Here is a 14,621-nt window from a genome sequence, read left to right as displayed (position 1 = left end):
TCCCGTACGTCAAACGGACAGATCTTGTCCGCTTCTGACGTAACCGGACTCTAGCCAACCGGACAGACTTGGTCCAGTTATTTCGCGACCGGGATAGGATCGGGTCATGAGCAGTTCGATCAGCGCCGTGGACCGCCTGACCACCGACCCGACGGGGCGTCAACCCCGAGCGGACGCAAGGCGGAACGTGGCACGGCTGGTGGTGGCGGCCCGCACGGCGATCGCCGAACTGGGCGTGGACGCCTCCGCGCACGAGATCGCCGCCCGGGCCGGAGTCGGCGTCGGCACCTTCTACCGGCGGATCCCGTCGCGCGAGGCGCTGCTGCTGGCCGTCCTGGACGAGGTGCTGGGCGAGATGATCGAACTCGCCGACCGCGCGCTGGCCGAGCCGGACCCCTGGCAGGGGCTCAGCACCTTCGCGGCCGCGTACGTGGGGCTGCGCACCGAGAGCTGCGGCATCGGCGAAGCGCTCGGCGGCGCCTGCGGCGCAGCGCTGGAGGCCACCCTGGCCGCCCTGCGCGAGCGATTCCGCCTCCTGGTCGAGCGCGCCCAGGAGGCCGGCGCGATGCGGCGGGACCTGCGCTGGCAGGACGTCCCGTTCCTGCTCGCCTCGGTCGCCGCCACCGGCGAACGCACCGTGGGCCTGCGGGCCGGCGGCGAGCAGTGGCGCCGCACCCTGCAGGTCCTGCTCGACGGGCTGCGCACCGGCTCGCCCACCCCGCCGCCAGGCGTCGCGCCGAGCTGATCGACCGTCAACCACCGGCCGAAATCGTTTGCCGATGGACGGCCTGGCCTGCCACGATCGCTCGATGGAGCAGACGGACCCGCCGCAGAGCGACCCCCAGGCCGACCCCCAGGCCGACCCCCGGGCCGACTGGCCCGCCACACCGAAGGCCACCCCGGGGAACACGCCACCCGCCGCCCCGGACACCGGTGGGCCGAGCGGTGGGCCGAGCGGGCGGCAGCACGGTCGGCCCGGCGAGATGACCAGCCATGACGTCGACCTCGCCGTCGCCGAGTTGCTCCGGGCACTCTCACCGCAGCTGGCGGCCGACTGGCAGGTGCGGGCCGGCACCCTGGAATGGACGTGCGCGGCGACCGCCGCCCACATCGCGCACGACCTGCTCGCCTACGCCGGCCAGGTGGCTGCCAGACCGGCCGGCGCCTACCTGCCCTTCGACCTCCAGGTCCGCCCCACGGCCACGCCGGACGAGTTGCTCGCGGTGGTGCGCGCCTGCGGCCGGCTGCTGAGCGGCGCACTCGCCGCCGCCGACCCGGCGGACCGGGCGTGGCACTGGGGCCCGACCGATCCGAGCGGTTTCGCCGCGATGGGTGTCGCCGAGACCCTGCTGCACACCCACGACATCACCCAGGGCCTGCGGATCGACTGGCGTCCGCCGGTCGACCTGTGCGCCAAGGTGCTTTCCCGACTCTTCCCGACCGCACCCGCGGGGGACCCGGTCGAGGTCCTGCTCTGGTCCACCGGCCGCGGTCCGCTCGGTGACCGCGAGCCGCTCAGCTCCTGGGTATGGAAGGCCGCGGTGAGCTGACCAGCCTGACCATCTCGACCAACTCCGACCAACTCCGACCAAGTCCGCCTAGGTACTCGCGCGGATAGGCGGAAGGAGGATACCGGCGGGGTCCGGGCAGGGGCCTGCGCAGTGTGCGACGGTGACGCTTCGTGCTCGCGCGGCTGCGCAGCTCGACCGGTCCCTGCGTCGAATTCCGACCGCCCACGCCGATGCGTTGCCGGCGGTGGCGACGGCGGTGCTCGACGGCCGCCCCGTCGCGGTCACCGGCGGCGACGATTGCACGGTGCGGATCCGGGACCTGACCACCGGCGACCAGGTCGGGCCGGAGTTGGTGTTCCCGTTGCCGGTCTGCGCGGTGGCCGTGGTGCCGGATGGCCGGCTGGTGGTGGGCTTCGGCTGGGAGGTCGCGGTGTTGGCCCGACGTTGACCGGGCCCCGCACAAACGCGCGACCTCTGAACCTGACCGATCCGACCGTGGCGAGGACCGCTCGGTCCCCGGGAGCTCAGGGGTGGCGACCGACTCCTCGCCAGTCACCACCCCCTGGAGGCTCAGTTCTCCCCGGCCCCGAGGCCCAGGATCTCGTCGTAGCCCAGGCCGAGCTGGTTCAGCGCGGTGATCGACTCCGGCGTCTGGCCGGTCTTCGCGGTCAGCTCCTTGACCTGGGCGGCCGTCAGCGGCGGCGCAGGGACCGTCGGGAAGGTGCTGCCCTTCAGCAACGAGCTGTCGGCGGCCCCGCCGGTGCCGGTCGCGTCCCCCTCAGCGTCCCCGAAGCCTGCCACCATGGCCATCAAGGCCTGCTGGAGGTCGGTCTCGGTGAGCTTGGCGGCCTTGTCGGGCGCCTGGATCACAGGGGCGTTCGTGTCGACGGCGATCTTGAGCGGCAGGTGGACGTCGGCGGTGGCCTTGCTGTCCAACTGGGCCAGGTCGAACCGGGCGCCGACCAGCACGCCGTTCTTGATCGAGAAGTCGGCCGCGACATTCTTGTCCGGGACGTCGGCGGGCACCGTGTCGGGCAGCTTCTCCTTGGTCGGCAGCTGCGCCATCACCGGCTTGACGGCCTTGAGCAGGTCCTCGGCCGCCTTGCGGAACGGGGCGGTGACCTGAACCTGGTCGGCTCCGTCCACGGTGCCCTTGCTCGCGAAGGTGAGGTCGTTGGAGAGGATGCCCTTGAGCGACCCGAGCAGGTCCGTGGTGGTCTTCGGGTCCAGCGAGGGCGCCGCCGACGGGACCGGCGCACCCTCTCCCGTGGGGTCGGCGCCGAACTCCTCCAGGGTCTTGGCGTCGAGCGAGACCCAACTGCCGGTCAGCGCGTCGTGCAGCGGCCCCAGGTCGGCGGCCACCTTGTCGAACTCCCCGCGCACCGCGGCCCCGTCCTCGCCGGAGAGCTTGGCCAGACCGGAGATGTCACCCCGCAGGTAGACCACACCGCCGACCTGCCGGAACTCGATCAGCGCGGCGCCGGACCGATCGGTCAGCTGGTAATCGACGTTGATCGCCTCGGCCTCGGCCTTCACCTTGGCGTCCTGCGGGTTCGCCGGGTGCTTGACGCTCTCCAGCTCCTTCAACGGCTTGTCGGCGTGCAGCGCCACCGAGATGCCCAGGCCGGCGACCGCATCGGCGTCCTGCTGCTCCATCTTCTCGCCGGTGGCCTTGCCATAGGCCATGAGCTGATCAGGAGTGGCGTCCAGGTCGAACTTGACGCTCAGATCCTTGCTGTCGCCGAGCTTGCCGAAGGCGTTGGAGAGCTTCTGGGCAGCAGTCAGCTCCTTCACCGTGCCGCAGGCTGCCAGGCCGGCGGTCAGCAGAGCGGCGCTGGTGGCCACGACGACGACGGTGCGGGCGGCACGGGCTATGGCGGTATTGATGGTTCTTCTCCTGTGTGTGGGCGCACGGCACTTCGGCAGGGCTGCGATCCGCCCGGACAGCGGAACGTACGAGCCAGAAGATCACAAAGTGCAAGCAAAAAGCACCCTATTTCTTTACCCTCTCTTGAAGGTCTCGGATAACCTACCGCACCGTTCTGCCCGCTCCCGCACCCAGGGCCACTACCCGCACCCGGGCCGCCACCGACCGTGCCCGTCGAGCACCGCGCGCAGCCTGGCCAGCCGCTCGCGCCAGCGGGGCTCCTCCCCGGAGTCCGCCCACTGCTCGGCGAGCGCGCTCCCCTCCCCGCCGACCAGGTCCAGCACCCGGCGGGCGAGCCCGCCGAACTCGGCGTCGAGCCAGGGGATCCGCTCCTTCGGCGCATAGGCCGGGTCGATCGGCTCGCCGCCGGGCAACTGCGCCGCGACCAATGCCACGGCTGCCATCGCCTCCTCGGCGTGCGCGGGCTCCAGGCGGACGTCAGCGGCGAGCGCGCGCTCCAGCGCCGCCAGCAGCAGAGCCGGGCGCTCGGCAGAGCCCGCCTCGTCCAGCCTCAGGGAGAAGTCAGCGGCGGTGTCGTTGTCGAAGGGGCCGGCGTCCCAGGTGCCCATGACCGCTCTCCTCAATCGAGCAATTGTTCGAATAGATGCCGCCAGCATGGCACCTACCACTGACAATCACGGGAGCGCGGGGCCGGCCCCCGGCCCGATGTGACTGGTCGCGATGGTTCTCACCTGCTCGCGACATCTGCCGGTCCCACGCCACCCCCGCGATGGCCCGACCGGCTCAGGAGTCCTGAACGAGCAGCCTGCCCTCGGTGCCGTCCTCGGACACGAAGGCGAAAAGCCTCGGCGCCGCGCCCAGGTCGAGGTGGAACGGCAGCCAGTTCGAGTCAAGTTGCAGCAGCAGCCGCCAAGGGCCGCCGTCCGGCCACTCGTCGCCCTGGAAGAACAGCGGCGTTCCGCCGATCTGGTCGCCGTCGGTCAACTCGACGTAGCGGCTTCGATCGGTGGAGGGCAGGCCTTCGAGTTCCTCATCCGTCACGGAACCGGGCTCGTCGGCAGCGCGGAGGTCGACGGTGTACTCCACCTCCGACCCGTCGACGCCGTACAGCCCGGGCCCGGTCGCCAGCGGGCGCACCGGACCGGCATAGTGGCCGCCCGGCTGCACGATCACCGCGTTCTCACCGCCATCGGGGTCGACGATGTCGGGGTCGAAGAAGTCCTCTTCGTGATCGGCATGGGTCACGAAGACATAGGCCATCCTCCCCTGGCCGGCCGCTCCGATCACCGGGCCCAACTCGATCTGGCCGACGAACCGCATCGGTCGACCCCACGCCGCGCTGATCGGCCACTGCGGACCTGCCAGCCACCCGGGCTGGCCGCCGAACTTGGTGGTCGGCGTGGAGATCGGCCGGCCGGTCTCGGAGAAGCCCTTGATACGCAGTGTTCTCACCATGCCCGGCATCATGGCAAACGGTGGCGACATCACCGCGGCGGGTTGCCCGCATCACCACCGCGAAGCCCGCCGCCTTGCCGGGATCCGGCACTGCCGGAGGGCTCGCGCCAGGAGAGGCCCCTTCGGCGCTCGGCAGGCTGCCCGTTACGTCGCGCGCCCGACAGGATCCGAAGGATCCGAAAGATCCGAAAGAGAGGCCCTGGCTCGACCGGCCACCTCAGACCACCCGGCGTGGCGCCCTCGCCGGGGGCTTGACCAGCACCCTGAAACGGATGCCGGCGGCCTGCAGCCGCTCGATCAGCGCCTCGCCCATGGCGACGGCCGGCGTCACCTGCCCCGCCGTCACCGGTAGCTCGTCGAAGGCGAGGCTGAGCGCCGACTCGGCCAGCATCTTCGCCGTCTCGGTGTATCCGGGATCGCCGCCGCCGACCTCGGTCCAGACCCGCGCCCCACCGCTCTCGGCCGCGAACCTGACGGTGAACCAGGAGTCGGCCCGCCGCGCCGCACTGGGCCCCTCCCCCGGCTTGCGCAGCGCCGAGAGCCCGCGGCGCAGGGCCGGCAGTTGGGCCGCCGCGAGCAGTAGCGCGATCCCCGCGCTGCCGCCGAGCGCGACCGGCAGGTGCTTGACGGCGGCGTAGTGGCCGTACCGGAAGTCGGGTCCGTAGAGCGGCAATGCGGCCGCCGAACGGCCCACCACCTGCGCGTCGATGGTGGGCAACGGCCAGGCCCAGGCCCGCGCGTCGTCGGACCAGCGCGGACGGTCCGGCGTGGTGCGGATCCGCCGGCCGGCCGGGCGCTCCTCGACCGCGCGGCGCTCGCGCGCGGCCCTGGCGGCGGCCCGCGGCCGGGAGAGCGCGGTCAGTGCCGAGGCGAAGGTGCCGCCGGAGAAGGTGCCGCCGGCCCGGACGAACCCGCGCACCTCGACCGGGGCGTCCCTGGTACCGGCCGGCAGCGTGCGCACGGTGAAGAGCACCCCGAGGTCGTGCGGCACCGAGTCGAAGCCGCAGGCGTGCACCAGCCGTGCGCCGTTCGCCTTGGCCCGCGCGTGGTGCAGCAGGTACATCCGGTCCACGAACTCGGGCTCGCCGGTCAGGTCGACGTAGTCGGTGCCCGCGTCGGCGCAGGCGGCGACCAGCGGCTCGCCGTGGCGCAGGTAGGGACCGACGGTGGAGATCACCACCCGGGCCGCACCGGCCACCTCCCGCAGCGCCGTCCGGTCGGCGGCATCGGCGGTGAGCAACGGCAGTTCGGCGAGCGCGGGATCGATGGCGGTGAGCGAGCGCCGCACCTCGGTCAGCCGGTCGAGGCTGCGGCCGGCCAGGGCCCAGCGGCAGCCCTCGGGCACGGCACGGGCGAGGTACTCCGCGGTGAGCCGACCGGTGAAGCCGGTCGCGCCGAACAGGACGAGGTCATAGGGGCGCTCGGAGTGCATGCTGATCCCTACTGGCCGGTAGCTGGGGCGCCCACGCTAAGGAGCGGAGCGTGCGAGTGTCAACGGTCATGACAACCATGCCAAGCGCGGGTCGACCATGGACACCACCGATCCTCCCCCGGTTTTCCGCGATCATTCGCACAGTCGCACCCCGGAGCCCGCAGCCCACCCGGAGCCCGCACCTCGCAGCCCGCAGCCCGCAGCCCGCAGCCGACCAGCGCTGACCGCCCGACCGGCCGACCGGCCGACCGCCGGCCCCGACTCCTGGACCTGTGCGCTGACGATCTGTCAATTCGTCGACAGGTCAAAGGAGGCAGCGCCGGGAGAACCGCTGCCCGGCCCCGGCCGCCGCGTTCGGGAACCGGCCCGGCTACCGGTACCGTCTGGCGTGACGTCGGGCGAGTGATCGGCGGCGCGACGGCGGCGAGGGGAGCGGTGTCGACATGGAGGCGCTGGGGGCGGCGGACCCGCGGCAGTTGGGCGGGTACCGGCTGCTGCGCAGGCTGGGCGCGGGCGGGATGGGCCAGGTCTACCTGGGCCGGACGGCCGGCGGGCGGACGGTGGCCGTGAAGACGGTGCGCGCCGAGTACGCGGCGGACCACGAGTTCCGGGTGCGCTTCCGCCAGGAGGTGGCGGCCGCCCGGCAGGTCGGCGGCCGCTGGACGGCGCCTGTGCTGGACGCTGACACCGAGGGCCCGCAGCCCTGGGTGGCCACCGGCTACGTGGCCGGGCCCGCGCTGGGCACGGCGGTGCGCGAGTTCGGCCCGCTGCCGGGTGCGGCGGTCCGCGCGCTCGGGTTCGGGCTCGCGGAAGCGCTCGCCACCGTGCACGGGCTGGGCCTGGTGCACCGTGACGTGAAGCCGTCCAACGTCCTGCTCGCGCTGGACGGCCCACGGCTGATCGACTTCGGCATCACCAGGGCGATGGACGCCGCCACCGCCCTCACCCGGTCCGGCTTCGTCGTCGGCTCCCCCGGGTTCCTCTCCCCCGAACAGGCCCAGGGGCTGTTGGCCGGGCCACCCAGCGACATCTTCTCGCTCGGCGCCGTGCTCGCCTACGCGGCCACCGGGGACGCCCCGTTCGGCGAGGGGGTGAGCGCGCCCGTGCTGCTCTACCGGGTGCTGCACGAGGAGCCGGACCTGGCACGGCTGAGCTCGGTCGACCCCGCGTTGCGGGCGCTGGTCGCCGCCTGCCTGGCCAAGGACCCGCAGGCGCGCCCGACACCGGTTCAGCTGCGCGCCGCACTCGCGTCGGACGGCGAGCCGGCGCTCGCGCTGGAGCGGCGCGACTGGCTCCCGGCGCCGGTCGCGGGGGCGCTGGCCCGGCTGGCGGTCGAACTGCTGGACCTGGACGGCGCCACCGGGGCCGGCGGCTCGAACATCGGCGGCTCGAACATCGGCGACCCACGGATCGGCGCCCCACAGATCGGCGGCGGGCACGCGACAGGGGCCGGCTTGGACGGGACGGGACGGGCAGCGCCGGCCTTCACCCGGACGGCCGGATCAGCACCTGGATCAGTGCACGGGGCGGCGCACGGATCGGCGCACGGGGCGACACCGCCCCCGGCTCCGACGTACGCTCCCACGCCCTCGCCCGGCGCACTTCCCACTGCGGTGCCCGGCGGCCGACCGCCACGTGGACGCGGGCTGCTGACCGTGCTGCTCGCGGCGGTCGTCGCGGCGGCGGTGGCGGGAACGGCGGTGTGGCTGACCGACGATCACGGGAGCACCCCGACCGCCGCCACGACGCAGCAGCAGAGCCACCAGCAGGCACCGACCCTCAACGCGGCCACCGGCACCCCCGGCAGCGGCACACACCCGGGCACCTCCGCCCCGCCGGCGGCGCCCGACTCGCCCTCGGCGGCCGGGGCCGCGGCAGCCGGGGCGGTGCCGAGCGCCTTCCTCGGCACCTGGCAGGGCAAGCTCAGCAGTCCGCAGTTCAGCACCCAGGCCGACTTCCGTATCACCATCGCCCAGGGCCAGGTCGGCGACCCGGTCGCCACCATTCACAACAACACCGGCCCCGGCACCGCCTACTGCGACGACGTGGGCTCGCTGACCTCCGCCGCCGCCGAGCGCTTGGTCATCACCTCCGAACCGACCACCGGGCTCAGCGGCTGCATCGCGATCACCCTGCCGCAGATATACACCCGCAACGCGAACGGCACCCTCCACCTGGTGATCGACGGCGTCAGCGGCGACCTGGCGAAGACGGGATAGTCGAGGACCAGATCGTCCCGGACCAGGTCGTCCAGAGCAGGATTATCCAGAACCGGATCATCTAAAATCTGATCGTCAAGGAACTGATGGTCCCAAATTGGATCGCCCAGGATCGTGTGGTCCAGAATTGGATGGTCCAGAACCGAAAAGCCCGGGAACCAAAGGAACCCAGGCCCCAAAGAACCAAGACCGGATCGTCCAAAACATGATCGTCCAGAACCGGATGGTTCAGAACCGAAGCACCCAGCGCAGCTACGGCCGCCGGCCCGTCCGCGTCCAGTCCAGCAGTTGGTCCACCGACCACGTGGTGATCACCCGCTCGGCCGGGACGCCCGCCCGGGCGGCCCGGGCGCAGCCGTAGTCCTGCCAGGTGAGCTGGCCCGGCGCGTGCGCGTCCGTGTCGAGCGCGAAGAGGCAGCCGGCCTCCTCGGCCTGGCGGAGCAGGCGGCTCGGCGGGTCCAACCGCTCGGGGCGGGAGTTGATCTCGACGGCGGTGCGGTGTTCGACGCAGGCGGCGAAGACCGTGGCGGCGTCGAACACCGACTCCGGGCGCTGCTTGCCGCTGATCAGCCGGCCGGTGCAGTGGCCCAGCACGTCGACCAGCGGGTTGCTGACGGCGGCCAGCAAGCGCCGCGTCATCGGCTCGGCGGCCATCCGCAGCTTGGAGTGCACGGAGGCGACCACCACGTCCAACTCGGCCAGCAGCTCGTCCTCCTGGTCGAGCGAGCCGTCGTCCAGGATGTCGCACTCGATCCCGGTGAGCAGCCGGAACGGCGCCAGCGCCCGGTTCACCTCGGCCACCACCGCGAGCTGTTCGCGCAGCCGTTCGGCGCTCAGGCCGCGGGCCACGGTCAGCCGCGGGGAGTGGTCGGTCAGCACGGCCCAGTCGTGGCCGAGGTCGCGGGCGGTGCGGGCCATCAGCTCGATCGGGCTGCCGCCGTCCGACCAGTCGGAGTGCAGGTGGCAGTCCCCGCGCAGGGCCCGGCGCAGCGCGGTGGCCGGGCCGTCCAACTCGGCGAGCGGGGCGGCGGCCCGCTCCTCCAGCTCGGCGAGGTAGTCGGGGGTGCGGCCGGCCTGGGCCTCGACGACCACGGCGGCGGTGACCGGGCCCAGCCCGGGGAGCGCGGTCAGTCCGGCGGTGGTGCGCGGCAGTTCGGCGCGGGAGCGCAGGGTCGCGGCCGCCTTGCGGAAGGCCTGGACCCGGTAGGTGGAGGCCTGCTCCCGCTCCAGCAGGAAGGCGATCCGCTCCAGCGTCGTGATCGGGTCCGTCACCCGCTCATCATCGGGCAGCCCGTCCCGCGCGCCGCCGACGACTCGCCGGGCGGGCTGCCACCATCGAAGGCATGCCCGACCCCGACCCCACCGCCGCGGTCACCGAGGTGGCCGGCCGGCGCCTGCGGCTGACCCACCTGGACCGCGTGCTCTACCCGCGGACCGGCTACACCAAGGCCGCCGTGCTGCGCTACTACACGCTGGTCGCGCCCGTCCTGCTGCCGCAGCTGGCCGGGCGTCCGGCCAGCTTCCTGCGGCTGCCCGAGGGGGTGGAGGGGCAGCGGTTCTGGGCCAAGCGGGTGCCGCCGGGCGCACCGGACTGGGTGCCCGCCCTGGAGGTGACGCACCGTCATGAAGTCCTGCGCCAGGCCGTGGTGGCCGACCTGCCGACGCTGCTCTGGGCCGCGAACCTGGGCTGCCTGGAGTTCCACGTCCCGCAGTGGCGCACGGATCCCCGCACCCACGACCGGCTGATCATCGACCTGGATCCCGGCGAGGGGACGGGGGTGGTGGAGTGCTGCGCGGTGGCGCTGGCCGCGCGCGAGCTGCTGGCGGCGGACGGGCTGCGCTGCTGGCCCAAGACCACCGGGAGCAAGGGGCTGCACCTGACCGTGCCGCTGCGCGAGACCCCGGCCGCACGCGTGGCGGGGTACGCCCGCGAGCTGGCCCGGCGGCTGCGCGCGGCACTGCCGGAGCTGGTGGTGGACCAGATGGCGAAGGAGCTGCGGTCCGGGCGGGTCTTCGTGGACTGGTCGCAGAACAACAGCTCGAAGACCACGGTGGCCGCGTACTCGCTGCGGGCCCGCCCGGAGCCCACCGTCTCGACACCGCTGGAGTGGTCGGAGGTGGCCGGCTGCCGCCGGGCCGAGCAGTTGGTCTTCAGCGCCGACCAAGTGGCCGAGCGGGTCCGGACCACCGGCGATCCGCACGCCGCGGTGACCGACCCGGCCCAGGCGGGTACGCTTCCGGCCCGGCCGAGCTGACCCGGGACCGCCGACCGGCCGCCGACCGGCCGGCAACCGCTGAGGCCCCGCCGCCCAGTCCCGCCACGCAGCAAACGGGCCGGCGCGCCAGACGGGCCGGGGCGTCGGGGCAAGCCGGGGCGTCGGGGCGGCCCGGGGCGTCAGACGGGCTGGGGCGTGGGGGCAGGCTGGGGCGTCAGACGGCGCAGGCCTCGGCGGTCGTAGTAGCGGGTCATGCCGAAGCCGAAGACCAGGGCGGCGGCGAACCCGATCGCGATCATGATCCAGCCCCGGGTGAGGCCGGCGTCCGCGCGGGCGTCGAAGTAGAGGATCGCCCGCACTCCGGCGGCGAGTTGGCGCATCGGCTCGAAGACGGCGAGGAAGCGGTAGAAGCCCGGCACGGCCTCCAGCGGGATGGTGGCACCGGAGGAGGGCAGGGCCAGGGCGATGAACACGAACATCGCCACGAGCTGGCCGATGCCGCCGAACGCGGCGTTGATGGCCTGGACGCCCAGGCCCACCGCCAGGCACGCGCAGTAGGAGAAGAGCCACAGCAGCAGCAGGTGCGGCGCGTCCATGCCGAGGACCGCCACCGTGGCGAGCAGGATCAGCGCGGTCGTCAGGAGCGAGATCCCGGCGGTCATCCCCATCTTCAGCAGCAGCGTCTGGGTGCGGTTGATCGGCACCGTGGGACGGCGGGTGTGCCACGGGCCGAGCTCGCTGTCGGCGTAGCCGAGGGCGGTGTCCACGCCGTTGTGGATGATGTTCGCGCCGATGAACCCCGCCAGCACCAGCAGCAGGGTGTAGTAGAAAGCGCTCAGGCCGAGTCCGGTGTGCGTGCCGATCGGATGGCCGACCTCGGTGTCGACCTGGACCGGATCGGCGAGCAGCACGCGTGCGGTGGAGCCTGCGGTGGAGCTGTCGCCCGCGACCGCCGGCGAGGCGGTCAGCTGTCGGCCGATGGCCAGCGACCCCTGGTGCGCCGCACTCTGGGTGATCTGGGAGGCGATCGAGGAGGCCAGGCTCCCCACCCCGGGGTTGGTCAGCACGGTGAGGGTGGGGCGGGTCGTGGCCCGGCTGGTGGTCAGCGCGGTGACGGTGGCGGTGAAGTCGGCGGGGATCACCAGTGCGCCGTACACCTTGCCGGAGGCGAGCTGCTCGTCGGCCTGCGCCCGGGTCAGCGGGCGCCAGGCGACGTGCCCGGCGGGGGTGGCGGCGGTGACCTGGACGCTCAGCTGGGTGCCGAGGTTCTCCCGCCCGCCGGGCAGCGCAGGGCCGGTGTCGGCGTTCACCAGGGCGATGGGCAGGTGGCGCAGGCTGCTGGTGGGGGTCAGGATGCCGCCCATGTACAGCAGCGAGAGCAGCAACGCGACCAAACCACTGAGCACGCTCGGGACGAGCCAGAGCTTCCCCCGACGCAGCAGCACCGCCGCACGCGTGTCGAGGGACGGCAGGCGCGGAGGCATCGCGGAGGCCACGCAACTCCTGTGGCTCGGTGGTCCGTTCCGAAGAGGGGCCAGCGGCGGGTAGGGATGCCCACGACGGACTTGCACGCCGCCGAGGAGCGCACGACCACGGTCGCAGCACGACGATAGACGCCGCGGGCGAGCACGGGCGGCCGCGACACTCGGCCACGACACTCGGCCACGACACTCGCGGCGCCGTGGCGGCGGGCCGGCACGCGGTCGGCGGGTCGACGCCGTACTCGGTCGGACCGCTCAGCCGCTGCTGGGCGGATCGCCGACGGACTCCACCACCGCGCTGGCCCGCCCGACGGGGGTGTCGTAGCTCACCGAGTCACCGGCCCGGTGGCCGAGCAGCGCGTGGCCGAGCGGGCTGTCGGCCGTCAACAGGCCCTGGTCCAGCTCGTTGGCCAGCTCACCGAGCTGGAAGGACTCCCGCGTGCCGTCGGCGAACGACACGGTGAAGCTGCTGCCCACCCCGATCACGTCCTGGCGCGGCGCGGCGGCCACGGCCGCCTCGCTCAGCCGCGAGGTGATCTCGGCGATCCCGGCGTCAAGGCGTGCTGCCTCACCAGCACGCTGCAGTTCGTCGGCCTGGTCGGCCTGGTCGCCGGGTGAGTCGGCGTCGTTGCCCTGCAGGGTCGCCGCGACCGCGTCGCGTTCGGCGCGCAGGTCGGCGAGTTCCTGTTCGAGCGCCCGGCGGGCCTCAGGGCTGATCGGCTCGGGGATACCAGTCATTCCTGCTCCCGTGGTGGTGGCGGGACCGCATCGATCGGCATCAGCGTGACCGCCGCGACCGCCGCGAATTGAGACATGTCCGCGCACAGCAATTCTCGTCCCGTGCCGAGCCCGACGCCCCTTGGGCCACCGGGAGGAGTGCGTTCCGACCGCAGGGGGTCGGCAGCCGGCGTCAGCAGCTGGGACCGGTGCGGAGCGGCCGCTGGCCCCCGGTTGCGGGCACCTGGGCGCGGAGTTGGAGTTTAGAGGTGGGGGTGCCGCCAGTCCGTCGCCGGCACCGAGGGCGACCGGGAGCGGTGGCCGCCGGCTGCCGGACCGGGCCGCGAGCGTCTGGAGGAGCCATGTCGCACCACAAGTCGAACAAGGCCGTCGAGGGCGAGGAGGCCACCGGCCACGGGCGCGGCATGCCGCGCCGTCCCGACGGCGACCAACTGGAGGAGCGCACCGAGCAGGACCGCGAGGAGGCGGGCCTGGACCCGGATCCTGGTGTGTCGTTCGCCGACCAGAACCCCGAGGCGAACTACGCGGACGAGCGGAACGAGCTCGACCGCGAGGTCGCGGAGGGCGACGTACCCACGGACCGGGGGACCACCCGCAAGGAACGCGATCCCCTTCCGCCGACCCGCTACGACGGCTGAGCGCGAGCCGCCCTGCCGCGCCGAGGCCCGGAGCCCGGAGCCCGGTAGCCCCGGAGCGGCGGGGTCGAGTGCGGGAGCGTGTGCGCGGTCCGGTGCGGGGGCGAGTTCGGGGGCGAGTTCGGGGGCGAGTTCGGCGAGAATGCCGTACCGGCCGTTGGCCGTCCCCGCCCCGCCAACGCCTCCCGCCAACGCCCCCCGCCCGCCCGCCGACCCGGAGCAGCGCGATGACCGCACCTCTCCCCCGCACGATCCACGACGACCAGGGCAGGCCCGTGCCGATCGGCGCCGTACGGCGGGTGGTCTCGCTGGTGCCCTCGCTCACCGAGGCGGTCGCCGCCACCTCGCCGGGCCTGCTGGTCGGCGCGACCGACTGGTGCAGCCGGCCGGCCGACCTGGCGGTGACCCGGATCGGCGGCACCAAGAACCCGGACGTGGCCGCCATCCGCGCACTGGCGCCCGACCTGGTGATCGCCAACGAGGAGGAGAACCGGCTGCCCGACCTGACTGCCCTGCGCGCGGCCGGGATCGCGGTGTACGTGACCGAGATCCGCACCCTGGACGCCGCGTTCACCTCGCTGGAGCGCCTGCTGACCGTGGCCTGCGGGCTGCCGGGCCCGGCCTGGCTGACCAGGGCCAGGGCCGCCTGGCAGCGGCTGCCGGTGCCGGCACCGGAGGGCACGCGGCGCGCGATCGTCCCGATCTGGCGCCGGCCGTGGATGGTGCTGGGTCGGGACACCTTCGCCGGTGACGTGCTGCGACGGCTGGGCGTGCACCAGCTCTACGCGGACCACTCCGAGCGCTACCCCGCCGTCCCGCTGCCCGAGCTGCTGGCCTGCGGCGCGGAGCTGGTGGTACTGCCGGACGAGCCGTACCGGTTCAGCGCCGCGGACGGCCCCGAAGCCTTCCCCGGGATCCCGACGGCGCTGTTGAGCGGCCGTCACCTCACCTGGTACGGACCATCGTTGACCGAGGCGCCCGACCTTCTCACCGCCCAGCTGCGCCGCGCCGGCCAGGGCCTGGACGGCTGAGCGGAGCCCCGATCG

Annotated in this window: 14 protein-coding genes; 7 read left to right on the top strand and 7 right to left on the bottom strand. The window is 73.3% G+C overall.

Annotated elements, in window-relative coordinates:
- Positions 1-106 precede the first annotated feature (106 nt).
- The 3 genes from OG455_RS36085 (at position 107) to OG455_RS36075 (ending at position 1,959) form a co-directional block, all read left to right on the top strand.
- Entirely contained in the window at positions 107-745 is a 639-nt protein-coding gene (locus tag OG455_RS36085; protein ID WP_266300491.1) for a TetR/AcrR family transcriptional regulator, read from the top strand.
- Between the two features lie 64 nt (positions 746-809).
- The gene (locus OG455_RS36080; RefSeq protein ID WP_323185630.1) at positions 810-1,550 is read left to right on the top strand and encodes a maleylpyruvate isomerase N-terminal domain-containing protein; all 741 of its coding nucleotides are present in this window, start codon (positions 810-812) and stop codon (positions 1,548-1,550) included.
- Between the two features lie 121 nt (positions 1,551-1,671).
- Entirely contained in the window at positions 1,672-1,959 is a 288-nt protein-coding gene (locus tag OG455_RS36075) for a hypothetical protein (RefSeq protein ID WP_266300490.1), read from the top strand.
- 122 nt (positions 1,960-2,081) lie between these two features.
- Here OG455_RS36075 and OG455_RS36070 read toward each other — a convergent pair whose 3' ends face one another.
- The 4 genes from OG455_RS36070 to OG455_RS36055 form a co-directional block, all read right to left on the bottom strand.
- Positions 2,082-3,356, bottom strand: coding sequence for a hypothetical protein (locus tag OG455_RS36070; RefSeq protein WP_266300489.1), 1,275 nt, complete (start codon positions 3,354-3,356; stop codon positions 2,082-2,084).
- Positions 3,357-3,578: 222 nt separating this feature from the next.
- Positions 3,579-4,007, bottom strand: coding sequence for a DUF4259 domain-containing protein (locus OG455_RS36065; RefSeq protein WP_266300488.1), 429 nt, complete (start codon positions 4,005-4,007; stop codon positions 3,579-3,581).
- Between the two features lie 175 nt (positions 4,008-4,182).
- Positions 4,183-4,887, bottom strand: a complete 705-nt coding sequence (locus tag OG455_RS36060; RefSeq protein ID WP_323185629.1) for a hypothetical protein — start codon at positions 4,885-4,887, stop codon at positions 4,183-4,185.
- Between the two features lie 184 nt (positions 4,888-5,071).
- Positions 5,072-6,286, bottom strand: a complete 1,215-nt coding sequence (locus tag OG455_RS36055) for a trans-acting enoyl reductase family protein (protein WP_266300487.1) — start codon at positions 6,284-6,286, stop codon at positions 5,072-5,074.
- A 443-nt stretch (positions 6,287-6,729) separates the two neighbouring features.
- Between OG455_RS36055 and OG455_RS36050 the strand changes: the two genes are divergently transcribed.
- Positions 6,730-8,505, top strand: coding sequence for a serine/threonine-protein kinase (locus OG455_RS36050; protein ID WP_266300486.1), 1,776 nt, complete (start codon positions 6,730-6,732; stop codon positions 8,503-8,505).
- 252 nt (positions 8,506-8,757) lie between these two features.
- Here OG455_RS36050 and OG455_RS36045 read toward each other — a convergent pair whose 3' ends face one another.
- Positions 8,758-9,777: a PHP domain-containing protein gene (locus OG455_RS36045; RefSeq protein ID WP_266300485.1), complete on the bottom strand. Its 1,020-nt coding sequence runs from the start codon at positions 9,775-9,777 to the stop codon at positions 8,758-8,760.
- Positions 9,778-9,848: 71 nt separating this feature from the next.
- On the opposite strand from OG455_RS36045, the gene ligD reads away from it, so the two are divergent.
- Positions 9,849-10,760 (top strand): non-homologous end-joining DNA ligase, encoded by a 912-nt coding sequence (gene ligD, locus OG455_RS36040; RefSeq protein ID WP_266300484.1) that lies wholly within the window; start codon positions 9,849-9,851, stop codon positions 10,758-10,760.
- 140 nt (positions 10,761-10,900) lie between these two features.
- Here the strand turns inward: ligD and OG455_RS36035 are convergent, their stop codons facing one another.
- Together OG455_RS36035 and OG455_RS36030 are read right to left on the bottom strand one after the other, a co-directional pair.
- On the bottom strand, positions 10,901-12,217 hold the full coding sequence (locus tag OG455_RS36035; protein WP_266300483.1) for a YhgE/Pip domain-containing protein: 1,317 nt from the start codon (positions 12,215-12,217) through the stop codon (positions 10,901-10,903).
- A gap of 240 nt (positions 12,218-12,457) precedes the next feature.
- Positions 12,458-12,940 (bottom strand): GreA/GreB family elongation factor, encoded by a 483-nt coding sequence (locus OG455_RS36030; protein WP_266300482.1) that lies wholly within the window; start codon positions 12,938-12,940, stop codon positions 12,458-12,460.
- 341 nt (positions 12,941-13,281) lie between these two features.
- On the opposite strand from OG455_RS36030, the gene OG455_RS36025 reads away from it, so the two are divergent.
- Positions 13,282-13,578, top strand: coding sequence for a hypothetical protein (locus OG455_RS36025; RefSeq protein ID WP_266300481.1), 297 nt, complete (start codon positions 13,282-13,284; stop codon positions 13,576-13,578).
- Between the two features lie 224 nt (positions 13,579-13,802).
- Positions 13,803-14,606 carry a helical backbone metal receptor gene (locus tag OG455_RS36020; RefSeq protein WP_266300480.1) on the top strand — a complete coding sequence of 268 codons (804 nt, stop codon included), beginning with the start codon at positions 13,803-13,805 and terminating at the stop codon, positions 14,604-14,606.
- Positions 14,607-14,621: the final 15 nt, after the last annotated feature.

The sequence above is a fragment of the Kitasatospora sp. NBC_01287 genome (genome assembly GCF_026340565.1).
GTDB lineage: Bacteria > Actinomycetota > Actinomycetes > Streptomycetales > Streptomycetaceae > Kitasatospora.
Note: the sequence above shows the minus strand (reverse complement) of the source record. Positions and strands in the feature narration are given on the sequence as shown.